Source organism: Bradyrhizobium sp. Unk1 (assembly GCF_059512345.1).
Window position 1 is genome coordinate 1 of record NZ_JCAMOP010000019.1, and the last position, 12,493, is coordinate 12,493.

The 12,493-nt window shown below is 65.0% G+C and carries 14 protein-coding genes; 13 read left to right on the forward strand and 1 reads right to left on the reverse strand.

Annotation, left to right across the window (positions count from 1 at the left end; genetic code table 11):
• Positions 1–220: 220 nt before the first annotated feature.
• Positions 221–1,843 carry a helicase HerA-like domain-containing protein gene (locus AC5ZFO_RS23950; protein WP_496122724.1) on the reverse strand — a complete coding sequence of 541 codons (1,623 nt, stop codon included), beginning with the start codon at positions 1,841–1,843 and terminating at the stop codon, positions 221–223.
• A 349-nt stretch (positions 1,844–2,192) separates the two neighbouring features.
• On the opposite strand from AC5ZFO_RS23950, the gene AC5ZFO_RS23955 reads away from it, so the two are divergent.
• From AC5ZFO_RS23955 to AC5ZFO_RS24015, 13 genes are all read left to right on the forward strand, one after another.
• Entirely contained in the window at positions 2,193–2,558 is a 366-nt protein-coding gene (locus AC5ZFO_RS23955; protein WP_282518854.1) for a DUF2267 domain-containing protein, read from the forward strand.
• Positions 2,559–2,582: 24 nt separating this feature from the next.
• A complete protein-coding gene (locus AC5ZFO_RS23960; protein WP_282518855.1) occupies positions 2,583–2,990 on the forward strand; it encodes a DUF4332 domain-containing protein in 408 nt (135 codons plus the stop codon).
• A gap of 144 nt (positions 2,991–3,134) precedes the next feature.
• Positions 3,135–3,995, forward strand: a complete 861-nt coding sequence (folP, locus tag AC5ZFO_RS23965; protein ID WP_282518856.1) for a dihydropteroate synthase — start codon at positions 3,135–3,137, stop codon at positions 3,993–3,995.
• Entirely contained in the window at positions 3,992–4,360 is a 369-nt protein-coding gene (folB, locus tag AC5ZFO_RS23970; protein WP_008553485.1) for a dihydroneopterin aldolase, read from the forward strand. Before folP ends, folB begins: the two co-directional genes overlap by 4 nt.
• Position 4,361: 1 nt before the next feature.
• A complete protein-coding gene (gene folK, locus AC5ZFO_RS23975) occupies positions 4,362–4,853 on the forward strand; it encodes a 2-amino-4-hydroxy-6-hydroxymethyldihydropteridine diphosphokinase (RefSeq protein WP_282518857.1) in 492 nt (163 codons plus the stop codon).
• 81 nt (positions 4,854–4,934) lie between these two features.
• Positions 4,935–6,806, forward strand: coding sequence for a methylmalonyl-CoA mutase family protein (locus AC5ZFO_RS23980; protein WP_282518858.1), 1,872 nt, complete (start codon positions 4,935–4,937; stop codon positions 6,804–6,806).
• The gene (locus tag AC5ZFO_RS23985; protein ID WP_282518859.1) at positions 6,803–7,267 is read left to right on the forward strand and encodes a GFA family protein; all 465 of its coding nucleotides are present in this window, start codon (positions 6,803–6,805) and stop codon (positions 7,265–7,267) included. The genes AC5ZFO_RS23980 and AC5ZFO_RS23985 overlap by 4 nt, the downstream gene beginning before the upstream one ends.
• Complete coding sequence (locus tag AC5ZFO_RS23990) at positions 7,260–7,487, forward strand: hypothetical protein (protein WP_282518860.1); 228 nt, start codon at positions 7,260–7,262, stop codon at positions 7,485–7,487. Before AC5ZFO_RS23985 ends, AC5ZFO_RS23990 begins: the two co-directional genes overlap by 8 nt.
• Positions 7,484–9,640, forward strand: coding sequence for a methylmalonyl-CoA mutase (gene scpA / locus AC5ZFO_RS23995; RefSeq protein WP_282518861.1), 2,157 nt, complete (start codon positions 7,484–7,486; stop codon positions 9,638–9,640). Before AC5ZFO_RS23990 ends, scpA begins: the two co-directional genes overlap by 4 nt.
• A gap of 37 nt (positions 9,641–9,677) precedes the next feature.
• Complete coding sequence (locus tag AC5ZFO_RS24000; protein ID WP_282518862.1) at positions 9,678–9,974, forward strand: nucleotidyltransferase family protein; 297 nt, start codon at positions 9,678–9,680, stop codon at positions 9,972–9,974.
• Positions 9,975–10,006: 32 nt separating this feature from the next.
• Positions 10,007–10,780: an RsiV family protein gene (locus tag AC5ZFO_RS24005; protein WP_496122747.1), complete on the forward strand. Its 774-nt coding sequence runs from the start codon at positions 10,007–10,009 to the stop codon at positions 10,778–10,780.
• A gap of 131 nt (positions 10,781–10,911) precedes the next feature.
• On the forward strand, positions 10,912–11,904 hold the full coding sequence (locus AC5ZFO_RS24010) for a tripartite tricarboxylate transporter substrate binding protein (protein WP_028146998.1): 993 nt from the start codon (positions 10,912–10,914) through the stop codon (positions 11,902–11,904).
• A gap of 97 nt (positions 11,905–12,001) precedes the next feature.
• Positions 12,002–12,493 (forward strand): tripartite tricarboxylate transporter TctB family protein, encoded by a 492-nt coding sequence (locus AC5ZFO_RS24015; RefSeq protein ID WP_282518863.1) that lies wholly within the window; start codon positions 12,002–12,004, stop codon positions 12,491–12,493.

Genomic DNA, 12,493 nt, shown 5'->3' on the forward strand with positions numbered 1-12,493 from the left:
CGCCTCCACCGAATCGAGATGATAAAGTGAATCATCAAGCCCCCTCCCTGGCGAGGGGGTTCTTCAGCAGACTGCTAAAGCTTCCGCAGCGTCATGGCTGGGCCTGTCCCGGCCATCCACGGTCTTGCCGCGACAACAAAGAACGTGGATGCCCGGGACAAGCCCGGGCATGACGGCCTTTTGTGGTCGAGCGAGGCTGCCTCAAATCCGGCTTCTCTGCCTAACGACGCAGCAGCCCGCCGAGCGCGCCGCGCACCAGGGTGCGGCCGATCGAGCCACCGAGTTGGCCGGCGACCGACTTGCCGAGATTGGCCGCCATCCCCCCGATCACCTGGTTGGTGACCGATCGCGTCACGTCGCGCGCAATGACCTGGCCCGTCGACAGGCGGCCGCGCTTGACGTTGGTGCCGAAGATGGTGCCAACCATCGAGCCGATCTGGCCGAGGATGCCGCCGCCTTCGCCGCCCGCCGGAGCATCCGCAGTCGCGGCGGTGCCGGCAATGCGCTTCTGGATCATCTCGTAGGCGGATTCGGCATCGACGGCGGTGTCGTATTTGCCCTTCACCGGGCTCGCATCCATGATCGCCTTGCGCTCTTCGGGCGTGATCGATCCGATGCGGGCTGATGGCGGCCGGATCATGACACGCTCCACCATCGTCGGCGTGCCGTTGCCTTCGAGGAAGGACACCAGCGCCTCGCCCTTGCCGAGCTCCATGATCACCTTGGCGGTGTCGAGCTTCGGGTTGGGCCGGAAGGTCTGGGCTGCGGCGGCGACCGCTTTCTGGTCGCGCGGGGTGAACGCACGCAGCGCATGCTGGACACGGTTGCCCAATTGCCCGAGCACGCGGTCGGGCACGTCGATGGGGTTTTGCGTCACGAAATAGACGCCGACGCCCTTGGATCGGATCAAACGCACCACCTGCTCGATCTTGTCCATCAACGCCTTCGGCGCGTCGTTGAACAACAGATGCGCCTCGTCGAAGAAGAACACCAGCTTCGGCTTCGGCAGGTCGCCGGCCTCGGGCAGCTCCTCGAACAGTTCTGACAGCATCCACAGCAGGAACGTCGCGTAAAGCCGTGGACTCTGCAGCAGCTTGTCGGCAACAAGGATGTTGACCATGCCGCGGCCGTCGCGGTCGGTCTTCATGAAGTCCTTCAGCGTCAGCGCCGGCTCGCCGAAGAATTTGGTGCCGCCCTGGTTCTCCAGCACCAGAAGCTGGCGCTGGATGGTGCCGACGGTGGCCTTGGTGACGTTGCCAAAACCCTGGGCCTCCTTCTTGATGTCGGCAAGCGGGCTTTCCTCGGCGTCCGCCCCCTTCTTGCCGGCATCCGGCACGATGGCATCGAGCAGCGCGCGCAGATCCTTCATGTCGATGAGGGTCAGCCCATTGTCGTCGGCGACGCGGAAGGCGACGTTGAGCACGCCTTCCTGCACGTCGTTCAGGTCGAGCATGCGCGCGAGCAGCAGCGGCCCCATCTCCGTGACGGTTGCCCGCACCGGATGACCCTGTTCGCCGAACACGTCCCAGAACACCGTCGAGAACTGATCGGGTTGAAACGTCAGGCCCATCCCGGTGGCACGCTTGACGATGAAATCCTTGGCCTCGCCGACCTCGGAGATGCCGGAGAGATCAGCCTTGATGTCGGACGCGAAGACCGGAACGCCGGCGCGCGCAAATCCTTCCGCCATCACCTGCAGTGTCACCGTTTTACCGGTTCCGGTTGCACCCGTGACGAGGCCGTGGCGATTGGCGAGCGCGAGCGTCAGCCATGCCTGCTCGTCTCCCTTGCCGACGAAGATCTTGTCGTCGGTGTCGCCGAGCTTGCTGTCCTGTGCGGTCATGCTTCTCTCTGATCTCTCTGCCGTGTTTCGCGTATTGAAACTCGAATGCGCCTGTTCCGTAGTTTAACGCATGTCGCGTGCGGATTAAAACCGTTCAACGCGCCCTGAGCATGCGACATTGTCGGAAACTTACCGGCGACATCAGCCGAAAGTAGGGATGACGCGTTCGCACCGCGGCAATTTCTTGCAGAAATCCATCTCCGCTCTTGCATCGCTGCAACACTTTTCGCGCCTTCGGGAGTGAATCGGGACGTTGCGTGCGTTCATCGCTTGTATTTCACATCGCTCCGGATCAAGATCATTTCGGAAGCAATACTCCGGCATGCAAACCGGCTGAGGGGCGGGCCTTATGGACGAGCTGATCGGGCAGCTGGCGTCGAACGCCAGCATAGACAGTGCTGTGGCTGAAAAGACCGTCGGCATTATCCTGGGCTTCCTCCGCAGCGAAGGTCCTTCCGAGAACGTCGAAGCGTTGATCGATCGGATTCCCGGTGCGGAAGCGGCGATCGAGGCGTCCAGGAGCGGCGGCGGACTGTCGCGGCTGATGGGCGGCGGCCTGATGGCCGTCGGCACGCGCCTGATGGGCCTGGGACTTGGCATGTCCGAGATTCAAAGCATTGCCCGTGAACTTTTCCGCTACGGCCGAGACAAAATCGGAGCGGATCAGATGGGCAAGATCATCGCGGGGACGCCGGGCCTCAGCCAGTTCGCCTGAGCGACGCTTTTCATATCGAGCATCATGACATATCCGATCACCGAGATTGAGGGCCTGCCGGCCTTTGCCGCCAACAAGTTGAAGGCGCATGGAATCCGCACGACCGACGCGCTGCTCGAGGCGGCCTCGACCGTGAAGGGCCGCAAGGCGCTCGCCGCCAAGACCGGCATCAGCGAGCAGCAGCTGCTGGAATGGGCCAACGTCTCCGACTACATGCGCATTCCCGGGATGGGCCGGGCCAAGGTCGGCCTCGTCCGCGCCGCCGGCGTCACGACCGTGCGCGAGCTCGCCTATCGGAATCCGGCACGGCTCGCCCAGAGCATGCGGGAAGCCAACGAGAAGAAGAAGCTCGTCCGCATCCTGCCCTCGGAAAAATCGGTCGGCGACATCATCGCCAAGGCGAAGAAGCTGCCGCCGAAGATTACGTATTAGTCGCGCTGCTCCATCACCGTCATCCTGAGGTGCGAAGCGCGACACCTGCAGCTCTCAATTTCAGTGCGTAGATGGGGTAACGGGCCGACATTCGCCTCCAATCCCACCTTGAATCCCCCCTCCCCGACCGCTAAAGCGAGCCGCATGAATGCCTCGCCCTCCCCATCCGTCCCGCCGGCCGGCTCGGCCGGGCCCGACGTGCTGCGGACGCTGCTGGAGCGGCCTCTTCCGGCAGTGATGGGCGTGCTCAACGTCACCCCGGATTCCTTCTCCGACGGCGGCGAGTTCATCGCGCCCGAGCTGGCGCTTGCGCGGGCGCGGGCGATGATCGAGGCCGGCGTCGACATCATCGACATCGGCGCCGAGTCCACCCGGCCCTACACGGGCGCCCGGCCGGTGACGGCGGCGGACGAGCTGGCCCGGCTGAAGCCGGTGCTGTCAGGCGTGGTGGCGCTGGGCGTCCCCGTATCGATCGACAGCATGAAGGCGGAGGTGGTGGCCTTTGCGCTCGACCAGGGCGCTGCGATCGCCAACGACGTCTGGGGCCTGCAGCGCGACACCGGCATGGCGCAGCTCATCGCCGCACGCGGCGTCCCCGTCATCGTCATGCACAACCGCGACAGCGTCGATCCCGCCATCGACATTATCGCGGACATGAAGGCGTTCTTCCTGCGCTCGCTGGATATCGCTGCAAAAGCCGGCATCGCGCGCGACAAAATCGTGCTCGATCCCGGCATCGGCTTCGGCAAGACGGCCGAGCAGAGCATGACTGCGCTGGCGCACTTACGCGAATTCGACATGTTCGGCCTGCCGATCCTCGTTGGTGCCTCGCGAAAACGCTTCATCGCCTCGGTGTCGCCCTCGGAGCCGAAAGAACGGCTCGCCGGCTCGATCGCCGCGCATCTGATCGCCGCACAGCGCGGCGCCAAGATCATCCGCACCCATGACGTCGCCGAGACCTTGCAGGCCCTGCGGGTCGCGAACGCAATCGAGAGCAAGCAATGACCGATACGATCTTCGTCACCGGCCTGTCGATCCACGCCCGCCACGGCGTGATGGATCACGAGACCGAAGTCGGCCAGCGCTTCGTCATCGATCTCGAGCTCTATACCGATTTGTCGGAGCCGTCGCGCAGCGACCGGCTCGCCGATACTGTGTCCTACGCCGAAGTCGTGGCGACCACGACGGCGGCGTTCAAGAACACCAACTACAAGCTGCTGGAGCGGGCGGCCGGTGCGGTCGCCGATGCCATCCTGTCGCACTTTCCGCGCATCCGCGCCGTGAAGATCACCGTGCACAAGCCGCATGCGCCGATCGCCGCGATCTTCGACGACGTCGGCATCATGCTGACGCGCTCGCGGCATCCCTGATATGGCAAGCGTGCTGATCGCACTCGGCGGCAATGTCGGCGATGTCCGCGCGACGTTCCGGAAGGCGATCGCGCACATCTCAGGCATGGCGCAAGCCGCGCTGATCGCGCGCTCCTCGGACTATGCGACGCCGCCCTGGGGCGATGAGGACCAGGATCCCTTCATCAATGCCTGCGTCGAGATCGAGACCAGCCTCGATCCGCATGCGCTCTTGTTCGTGATGCAGAAGGTCGAGCAGAAATTCGGCCGCACGCGGGACAAGGAGCGGCAATGGGGCCCGCGCACGCTCGATCTCGACATGATCGCCTATGACGATGTGTCGCTCCAGAAGCCCGACCTGACCTTGCCGCATCCGCGCCTGTTCGAGCGCGCCTTCGTGCTGGTGCCGCTGGCTGAAATCGCGCCCGACCGCGTGATCTCGGGCATTCGTGTGCGTGACGGGCTTGCCAGCGTCTCGACGCAAGGCATTGAGCGGCTTCCGGATACCGGTTAACCAAAAACAACCGTTTGCAGCGACGGCCGGTCGTGGCAATTTCGCCTGCGAACAACAAGATTTTTGGGAGCCCTTGGCCGTATGACCTCCGTGACTGACGACCTGCCGCTGGCGGCCGATTTTCCCAAGGCGACCGTCGACGACTGGCGCAAGCTGGTCGACGGCGTGCTGAAGGGCGCGCCGTTCGAGAAGCTGGTCGGCAAGACTTATGACGGCCTCAAGATCGACCCGCTCTATCCCCGCGCCAAGGGCGTTGCGCCCGTGGTGGGACGGCCTGCCGCCGCGCCGTGGCAGATCATGCAGCGGATCGACCATCCCGATGCGGTGGCCGCGAACGCGCAGGCGCTGACCGATCTCGAAAATGGCGCGACGGGTCTCGCGCTGGTGTTCGCCGGCGGCAGTGGCGCTCACGGGTTCGGGCTGGAACCTTCGGCCGATGCGGTCGCAAAGGTCTTCAAGGATATTCATCTCGATGCCGGCATCGACGTCGAACTCCAGATCGGTCCGCAATCGCGGATGGCGGCGATCCATGTCGCGGAATATGTGAAGAGCAGCGGCCTCGATCCCGCCGCCTGCAACATCCGCTTCGGGCTCGATCCGCTCGCGGCCGGCGCGGTGTGGGGTCACAGCCCCTACACATGGGACGAGATCGTTCCGGCTGTCACCGGCGCCATCAAGGGTCTCGCCGCGCTCGGCTTCAAGGGCCCGTTCGCGTCCGCCGACGGGCGCGTGATCCACGATGCCGGCGGCTCCGAGGTGCAGGAGCTCGCGTTCGTGCTCGCCTGCGGCGTGGCCTATCTGCGCGCGATCGAAGGCGCCGGCGTTCCGCTGGAGCAGGCACAGGGGATGGTCTACGCGCGGCTGGCCGCGGATGCCGACCAATTCTTGACCATGGCAAAATTCCGCGCGCTGCGGCTGCTGTGGGCGCGCGTCGAGACGGCGTGCGGGCTGACGCCGAAGCCGCTCTTCATTGCCGCCGATACGGCCTGGCGCATGCTGACGCAGCGCGATCCCTACGTGAACATGCTGCGCGCGACCATCGCGACGTTCGCGGCCGGTCTCGCCGGCGCCAACGCGATCACCGTGCTGCCGCATACGCTGGCGCTCGGGCTGCCCGATCCGTTCGCGCGGCGCGTGGCGCGGAATACGCAAGCCCTGCTGCTGGAGGAAAGCAACCTCGCCAAGGTCAGCGATCCCGCCGCCGGCGCAGGCGGCATCGAGACATTGACGGCGCAGCTTTGCGAGGCCGCCTGGGCGCTGTTCCAGGACAGCGAGAAAGCCGGCGGCGCCTTCGCCGCGCTTCAGCAAGGCCTGTTCCAGAGCAAGGTCGCAGCCGCTCGAAAGGCGCGCGACGCCAATATCGCAAAGCGCCGCGACGTGCTGACAGGCGCCAGCGAGTTTCCCAACCTGCATGAGAGCGAAACGGCCGTGCTGAAGGCGACGCCGGTCGCGCTCGCGCCTTATGGCGAGCAGAAGTACAAGTTCGATGCGCTGCCGCCGATCCGGCTGGCGGAACCGTTCGAGGCGCTGCGCGACAAATCCGATGCGGCGCTGAAGGCGCGCGGCGCGCGGCCAAAGGTGTTTCTGGCCAATCTCGGCACGCCCGCCGATTTCACGGCACGGGCGACCTTTGCCAAGAGCTTGTTCGAGGCCGGCGGCATCCAGGCCGTCGACAGCGAGGGTTTTGCCGATCCGGCCAAATTGGCCGCCGCATTCAATGCCTCCGGCGCCGAGCTTGCCTGTCTTTGTTCCAGCGACAAGGTCTATGCGGAACACGCCGACGCCGCGGCGAAGGCCCTGCAAACGGCAGGCGCGCGACATATCTATCTGGCAGGCCGTCCGACTGATGCCGAGGCGGCACTCCGTGCGGCCGGCGTCACGGGTTTTGTCTTCGCCGGAGGCGATGCGCTTGCGACACTGCAAGACGCTTACCGACGGATGGAGCAGGCATGAGCGAAGCGGGCAAACCAGTTTTCACCGGCGGCTGCCAATGCGGCGCGGTGCGCTTTGCGATTTCGGCAACCCCGAACCGGGTTTCGATCTGCCATTGCCGGATGTGCCAGAAGGCGAGCGGCGCGCCGTTCGCGTCCTTCGCCGACATCAACCGGACGGATTTCGCCTGGACCAAGGGGCAGCCGTCGTTCTTCCGCTCTTCCTCGATCGCCGATCGCGGCTATTGCGCCGCCTGCGGCACGCCGCTGAGCTTTGGCCGCATCGACGGTGACCGGATCGAGATCATGACCGGCGCCTTCGACCGGCCCGACCAGATCATACCGGCGCGACAGTTCGGCACCGAGTCCCGTCTCGGCTGGGTGGTCGGCATCGCCAACCTGCCGAGCCAGACCACGCAGCAGAATTACGGACCGGAGAAGATGGCGACCATCGTCAGCCATCAGCATCCGGATCATGATTGATGGCCGCCGCGTCGAGGCTGCAACTATGATAGGCTATAACATGCTGCGGGTGCTCGGAGGACTGTTGCGGGCTTTGATAGAGTGGAAGGTCGAACTCGCGCGGCTGCTCTGGGCCGGAACTGGTGCGATGACCAAGAGCCGCATCGACGATCCCATCTACAAGAAAAATGTGCAGAGACTGATCGAGCGCAATCGCAGGTTTGAGGAATCCAAGGAATGAGCCGCATTCCCAATTTCGCCGACGTCGCCTTCGAGCGCGCCGCGACCGCCGCGCCATCAGGCAGCGCCGAGCCGTGGCTGACGCCTGAAGGCATTCTGGTGAAACCCGCCTATGGCGAGGCCGATCTTGCCGGGCTCGATTTCCTCGAGACCTATCCGGGCATCGCGCCCTACCTGCGCGGCCCCTACCCGACCATGTATGTCAACCAGCCCTGGACCGTCAGGCAATATGCCGGCTTCTCCACGGCGGAGGATTCCAACGCGTTCTACCGCCGCAATCTCGCGGCAGGACAGAAGGGCCTCTCAGTCGCCTTCGACCTCGCCACCCACCGCGGCTATGACTCTGATCATCCGCGCGTCGGCGGCGACGTCGGCATGGCCGGTGTTGCGATCGATTCCATCTACGACATGCGCACGCTGTTCGCAGGCATTCCGCTCGACCAGATGAGCGTGTCCATGACCATGAACGGCGCGGTGCTGCCGATCCTCGCGCTATATGTGGCCGCCGCCGGCGAACAGGGTGTGCCGCCGGAGAAGCTCTCAGGGACGATTCAGAACGACATTCTGAAAGAGTTCATGGTGCGCAACACCTATATCTATCCGCCCGCGCCCTCGATGCGGATCATCTCGGACATCTTCGCCTACACCTCCACGAAGATGCCGAAGTACAATTCGATCTCGATCTCCGGCTATCACATGCAGGAGGCCGGCGCGACGCAGGATCTCGAGCTCGCCTATACGCTCGCCGACGGCGTCGAATATCTCCGCGCCGGCCTTGCCGCGGGCCTGGATGTCGACCGCTTCGCGCCGCGCCTGTCATTCTTCTGGGCGATCGGCATGAACTTCTTCATGGAAGTCGCCAAGATGCGCGCCGCGCGCCTGCTCTGGGCGAAGCTCTTGAAGCCTTTCAACCCTAGGGATCCGCGCTCGCTCTCGCTGCGCACGCATTGTCAGACCTCCGGCTGGTCGCTGACCGCGCAGGACGTGTTCAACAATGTGATGCGCACGACGGTGGAGGCGATGGCGGCGACGCAAGGCCACACCCAGTCGCTGCACACCAACGCGCTCGACGAGGCCTTGGCGCTGCCGACCGACTTCTCGGCGCGCATCGCCCGCAACACCCAGCTCTTCCTGCAGCAGGAGAGCGGCACCACCCGCATCATCGATCCCTGGGGCGGCTCGTATTATGTCGAGCGGCTGACGCGTGATCTCGCCGCGAAGGCGTGGGGCCACATCCAGGAGGTCGAGGAGCTTGGCGGCATGGCCAAGGCCATCGAGGCCGGCGTGCCGAAGCTGCGCATCGAGGAGGCCTCGGCCAAAACCCAGGCCCGCATTGATGCCGGCAAGCAGGCGGTGATCGGCGTCAACAAGTACAAGCCGACGGATGAGGCTCCCATCGACATCCTCAAGGTCGACAACACCAATGTCCGCCGCCTCCAGATCGACAAGCTGACGCGGCTGAAATCCGAGCGCAACCAGACCGACGTCGACGCGGCGCTTGCCGCGCTGACGCGCTCGGCCGGCGAAGGCAACGGCAATCTGCTCGCGCTCGCAATCGACGCGGCACGGGCGAAGGCGACCGTCGGCGAAATCTCGGACGCGATGGAAAAGGTGTTCGGCCGGCACCGCGCCGAGATCAAATCCATCACCGGCGTCTACAAGCGGGAGGCGTCCAGCATGGGTAACCAGGTCGAGAAGGTTCAGGCGCTGATCGACGCCTTCGAGGAGGCGGAAGGCCGCCGGCCGCGCATCCTGGTCGCCAAGATCGGCCAGGACGGCCACGACCGCGGCCAGAAGGTGATTGCCTCGGCCTTCGCCGACATCGGCTTCGACGTCGACATCGGGCCGCTGTTTGCAACTGCCGACGAAGCTGCGCGGCAGGCGGTCGAGAACGACGTGCACATCCTCGGCGTTTCCTCGCTCGCCGCCGCCCATCTCACCGCAGTGCCTGAACTCAAGGCCGCGCTGAAGAAACAGGGCCGCGACGACATCATGATCATCATCGGCGGCGTGGTGCCGCCGCAGGATTACGATGCGCTCTACGCCGCCGGGGCCGAGGCGATCTTCCCGCCGGGCACGGTGATCGCGGAAGCCGCCGAGGAGCTGATCCGCAAGCTGAATGCCCGGCTCGGGCATAGCGAGGCGGCGGAGTAGATGATACGCTGGCCGCATCACCGGCCGGATTGTCTCCATGACACGTGATGAGCTCATCGCTGCGATACGCCAGAACGCTGATGCCATCAAAGCCAAGGGCGTCTCGAAGCTCGCCATCCTCGGCACGCGGGCCGGCGACGATTATCACCCGCACAGCGACATCGATGTCCTGGTCGAGGTCGAACCGGAGGCCTCTTTCTCGCTGCTCAACCTGATCGATGTCGAGCAGATCATCGAGGATGCGACCGGCTTGCAGGCGCAGGCGACCGTCCGGCGCTCCGCCTCCCCCCACTCTGCGCAGCAGATCGCAGACCACATCCTCGAAATATTCTGACGCTCACGTAAGGAGCACTCCCCTTGAAGTTCATGATCGGTTTGAGCGTCGCCATGGCGCTTAGCGCAACGTGCGTCGTCTCCGCCCTCGCCGCGGACCCCAAGCCCGACGCCGTCGTCAAGACCAAGAGCATCGACGCCCGCGTCTTCCTCGACGACAGGATCAAGGCTGATGCGGCGCTGGCGGCGGATTGCCTTTCAGACGGCAGGAAGTGGCTCGACAAGAACGCGGCCGAGGCTGCCGCCTCGCGCAAGGAAGATCCGCAGTTCTTCAAGGACGGCGGCTGGGATTTCGAACGCAAATATGCGATCCGCTCCGTTGTCGCCGATCGCTATGTCAGCGTCCTGCGCAACGACTACATGGACACCCATGGCGCGCATCCCAATTCGGACGTGAACACGATCCTTTGGGACAAGACCGAGCACAAGCGCATCTCGATCCGCCCGTTCTTCACCGAGACCGTCGACAACGGCGCGACCATGAAGGCGATGGTGAAAGCCGTGATCGCCTCGCTGAGAGCCGAGAAGAAGAAGCGCGACACCAGCGAGACCGCGACCGACGAATGGTTCAAGAGCGTCGAGCCGAGCCTGCTCAAGATCGGCGCGGTGACGCTTGCGCCTTCAACCGAAGCGGGCAAGAGTTCCGGGCTCACCTACCACTATCCGCCTTACGCGGTCGGCCCCTACGCCGAGGGCGAATATGTCGCCTTCGTGCCGTGGGGAACGCTGAAGACCTATCTCACGGCGGAAGGCATGCGCATCTTCGGCGGCGCGCGGCCGAAGGGCGATGCGGAAGAGCCGCAGTGATGATGTTTTGAGCAGCGACAGATTGCTCACAGCGCTGTGGTAGCGCTACCTTGCAGCGGCGCCGCAAAGCCGACTAGAATGCCTTCATTGACAAGAGCGCCCGATGTCACGGGCGCCGCTGGGAGGCATTCATGTCCAAGATCTCGCGCCGCACTTTTGCGGCCTCTTCCGCCGCGATTGCCGCATCCGCAGCATTCGGTCTCACACCAGCACGCGCACAGGCCTATCCGGCGCGCCCGGTCACCGTGATCGTGCCCTGGGGCGCCGGTGGCGGCACCGACGCGACTGCGCGCATTGTCGCAGCCCTGCTGGAAAAGGATCTCGGCCAGCCCTTCAACGTCGTCAACCGCACCGGCGGTTCAGGCGTGGTCGGCCATAGCGCGATCGCGACCGCGCAACCGGACGGCTACACGATCGGCATGCTCACCGTCGAAATCTCGATGATGCACTGGCAGGGCCTTACCGAGCTGACGCCGAAGAGCTACACGCCGCTGGCGCTGATGAACGAGGACCCGCCGGGCATCCAGGTCTCCTCCTCCTCGCCCTACAAGACCGTCAAGGAGCTCGCCGAAGCCATCAAGGCGGCGCCCCCCGGCAAGTTCAAGGCGTCGGGCACCGGCCAGGGCGGCATCTGGCATCTCGCGCTGGTCGGCTGGATGCAGGCGATGGGCCTGCCCGCCAACCAGGTCGCCTGGGTACCGTCGAATGGAGCTGCGCCCGCGATGCAGGATCTTGCCGCCGGCGGCCTCGACCTCACGACGTGCTCGGTGCCGGAAGCGCGCGCCATCATCGAGGCGGGCAAGGCGAGGAGCCTCGCCATCATGGCGCCCGCCCGCAACCCGATCTTCAAGGATGTGCCGACGCTGAAGGAGGCGATGGGCATCGACTACGCGACCGGCGCCTGGCGCGGCATCGGCGCACCGAAGAACCTGCCGCCGGAAATCGCAACGAAGCTCACCGCGGCGCTGAAGAAGGTCTACGACTCCGCCGAGTTCAAGGACTTCATGAGCAACCGCGGCTTCGGCACGGTGTGGGGCGATGCCGGTCAGTTCGCAAGCTTCATGGACAAGGGCGACGCCCAGATGGGCGAGGCGATGAAGGCCGCCGGCCTGAGCAAGGCGTGACGTTTCACCTCTCCTCGCGCTTGTCCGCCGAAGCTTCAGCGAAGGCGGATGCGGGGAGAGGGAGCGCACTTCCCGGAATTCTGACAGGACCTCTCTCATGCGTCTTCCCGACTCCGTCACGGGATCGTTTCTCGTCGTGCTCGGCGCGGCTTCAGCCTATGGCGGCTGGATCCTGCCGCCGGTGCCGGGGCAGCCGGTCGGCCCCAACGTATTTCCGCTCGTGATCGGTATCGGGCTTGCGCTGTGCGGGCTCGCGATCGTGTTCGGCATCGGCCATTCCTTCGAGGAGGAGGAAGAGCTGATCCCACTGGAAGACGGCCAAGCCGCCGCACCGCTGCCGCAGGGCAAGCTCTACGGCCTGCGCGCCCTGCTGCCGCCGGCGCTGCTGCTGTTCTACGTCGCCGCCGCCGACCGGCTCGGCTTCATCATCACCGCGGCGATCATGGTCTATGTCACCTCGACCGCGCTCGGGGCGAAGTGGAAGCTGGCGCTGCCGCTCGCAGCGCTGTCGCCCTTCGCCATCCACCTCATCTTCGGCAAGCTGCTGCGCGTGCCGCTCCCCGCCGGCCTGCTGCCGACGCCCTGGTGA

Bases quoted from the DNA above. Each gene is read 5' to 3' on its own strand.
- AC5ZFO_RS23950 (WP_496122724.1), bottom strand. From the start codon at position 1,843: ATGACCGCACAGGACAGCAAGCTCGGCGACACCGACGACAAGATCTTC.
- AC5ZFO_RS23955 (WP_282518854.1), top strand. From the start codon at position 2,193: ATGGACGAGCTGATCGGGCAGCTGGCGTCGAACGCCAGCATAGACAGT.
- AC5ZFO_RS23960 (WP_282518855.1), top strand. From the start codon at position 2,583: ATGACATATCCGATCACCGAGATTGAGGGCCTGCCGGCCTTTGCCGCC.
- folP (WP_282518856.1), top strand. From the start codon at position 3,135: ATGAATGCCTCGCCCTCCCCATCCGTCCCGCCGGCCGGCTCGGCCGGG.
- folB (WP_008553485.1), top strand. From the start codon at position 3,992: ATGACCGATACGATCTTCGTCACCGGCCTGTCGATCCACGCCCGCCAC.
- folK (WP_282518857.1), top strand. From the start codon at position 4,362: ATGGCAAGCGTGCTGATCGCACTCGGCGGCAATGTCGGCGATGTCCGC.
- AC5ZFO_RS23980 (WP_282518858.1), top strand. From the start codon at position 4,935: ATGACCTCCGTGACTGACGACCTGCCGCTGGCGGCCGATTTTCCCAAG.
- AC5ZFO_RS23985 (WP_282518859.1), top strand. From the start codon at position 6,803: ATGAGCGAAGCGGGCAAACCAGTTTTCACCGGCGGCTGCCAATGCGGC.
- AC5ZFO_RS23990 (WP_282518860.1), top strand. From the start codon at position 7,260: ATGATTGATGGCCGCCGCGTCGAGGCTGCAACTATGATAGGCTATAAC.
- scpA (WP_282518861.1), top strand. From the start codon at position 7,484: ATGAGCCGCATTCCCAATTTCGCCGACGTCGCCTTCGAGCGCGCCGCG.
- AC5ZFO_RS24000 (WP_282518862.1), top strand. From the start codon at position 9,678: ATGACACGTGATGAGCTCATCGCTGCGATACGCCAGAACGCTGATGCC.
- AC5ZFO_RS24005 (WP_496122747.1), top strand. From the start codon at position 10,007: ATGATCGGTTTGAGCGTCGCCATGGCGCTTAGCGCAACGTGCGTCGTC.
- AC5ZFO_RS24010 (WP_028146998.1), top strand. From the start codon at position 10,912: ATGTCCAAGATCTCGCGCCGCACTTTTGCGGCCTCTTCCGCCGCGATT.
- AC5ZFO_RS24015 (WP_282518863.1), top strand. From the start codon at position 12,002: ATGCGTCTTCCCGACTCCGTCACGGGATCGTTTCTCGTCGTGCTCGGC.